Origin of the sequence: Mesorhizobium sp. M7A.F.Ca.AU.002.02.1.1 (genome assembly GCF_003998535.1) — a bacterium.
Taxonomy (GTDB): domain Bacteria; phylum Pseudomonadota; class Alphaproteobacteria; order Rhizobiales; family Rhizobiaceae; genus Mesorhizobium; species Mesorhizobium ciceri.
Window position 1 is genome coordinate 1 of sequence record NZ_RZPB01001039.1, and the last position, 1,737, is coordinate 1,737.

General features: G+C 63.4%; 2 protein-coding genes. Both read right to left on the reverse strand.

Annotation, left to right across the window (positions count from 1 at the left end; genetic code table 11):
- Window positions 1-87: 87 nt before the first annotated feature.
- Entirely contained in the window at window positions 88-1,305 is a 1,218-nt protein-coding gene (locus EN879_RS34730) for an LL-diaminopimelate aminotransferase (RefSeq protein ID WP_013531991.1), read from the reverse strand.
- A 44-nt stretch (window positions 1,306-1,349) separates the two neighbouring features.
- On the reverse strand, window positions 1,350-1,736 hold the full coding sequence (locus EN879_RS34735; protein ID WP_127274653.1) for a hypothetical protein: 387 nt from the start codon (window positions 1,734-1,736) through the stop codon (window positions 1,350-1,352).
- Window position 1,737 lies beyond the last annotated feature (1 nt).

Below are 1,737 nucleotides of genomic sequence, written 5' to 3' on the forward strand. Positions count from 1 at the left end.
TGCCGAGGCCGGCAATTCCAACACGCAATGCTTCAGCCATGTCCGGCGACGTCCCTCAAAGTCAGATCGAATTTGCGTGCGGCAAGCTTACCGGTGAGCGGAGAGCGGCACGACATTGTTGGGCTGCTTGGCGCTGGTCGACAGGAAGCGCTTGATGTTGCGCGCCGCCTGCCGGATCCTGTGCTCGTTCTCGACCAGAGCAACGCGCACGAATTCGTCGCCATGCTCGCCGAAGCCGACACCGGGCGCCACGGCCACGTCGGCATGTTCGATGAGCAGCTTGGAGAATTCGAGCGAGCCGAGATGCTTGAACGGCTCCGGGATCGGCGCCCAGGCGAACATCGATGCCGCCGGTGCCGGAATGGTCCAGCCGGCGCGGCCGAAGGCGTCGACCATCACGTCGCGGCGCTTGTGGTAGATGTCGCGTACCTCGGCGATGTCGGCGCCGTCGCCGTTGAGCGCGTGTGCCGCCGCCACCTGGATCGGCGTGAAGGCGCCGTAATCGAGGTAGGACTTCACCCGCGTCAGCGCCGAGATCAGCCGCTCGTTGCCGACGGCAAAGCCCATGCGCCAACCGGGCATGGAGAAGGTCTTCGACATGGAGGTGAATTCGACGCAAACGTCGATCGCGCCAGGCACCTGCAGCACCGAAGGCGGCGGATTGCCGTCGAAATAGATCTCCGAATAGGCAAGGTCGGACAGGATGATGATGTCGTTCTTCTTGGCGAAGGCGACCACATCCTTGTAGAAATCGAGCGAGGCGACCAGCGCTGTCGGGTTCGACGGATAGTTGAGGATCAGCGCCAGCGGCTTCGGGATCGAATGCTTGACACCGCGCTCGAGCGCCGGAATGAAACCGTCGTCCGGCTCCACCTGCAGCGAGCGGATGACGCCGCCCGACATGATAAAGCCGAAGGCATGGATCGGATAGGTCGGGTTCGGGCACAGGATCACGTCGCCGGGCGCGGTGATCGCCTGCGCCATGTTGGCGAAGCCTTCCTTCGAACCGAGCGTGGCCACCACTTGCGTGTCGGGGTTGAGCTTCACGCCGAAGCGCCTGCCATAGTAGGCGGCCTGGGCGCGGCGCAGGCCCGGAATGCCGCGCGACGAGGAATAGCGATGCGTGCGCGGGTCGCGCACGACCTCGCACAATTTGTCGACGATAGCCTTGGGCGTCGGCAGGTCCGGATTGCCCATGCCGAGGTCGATGATGTCGGCGCCACGCGATCGGGCGCTGGCCTTGAGCCGGTTGACCTGCTCGAACACGTAAGGCGGAAGCCGGCGAACCTTGTGAAATTCTTCCATGGCAGTTCCAGACAGCGAAGGGGTGTTGGGCGCGCGCTATATACTTATTTGCAGGTAGGGTCGAGGGCGGGGTCGCATTTGGCTTCGATCTGCTTCAGCGTTTCGTCGCCATGCTTCTTGGCCAGATCCGTCAGCGCCGCCTGGTTGACGACCTTGGGGCCGCCGCCCTTTGCCGCCTGCGCATTCTCATCCGCCTTCAATTGCGCGAGCTTGGCGTTCTTCTCGGCTTCGGTGAACTGCGGCGCCGCCACTTGCGGCTTGATGTTCAGGTTCGGGAAGGTGCCGGTATCCTTCGGTCCCGCACCCACAGCGACAGGCGTCGGGCCATTCGTGTTGGTGCTCGAGCACCCGGCAATGCCGATGAGGACGATCGCCGCGCCGATGCGGCAAAAACGTCCGGCACCGAAAAAAACAGTCTCGCCAATATTAATC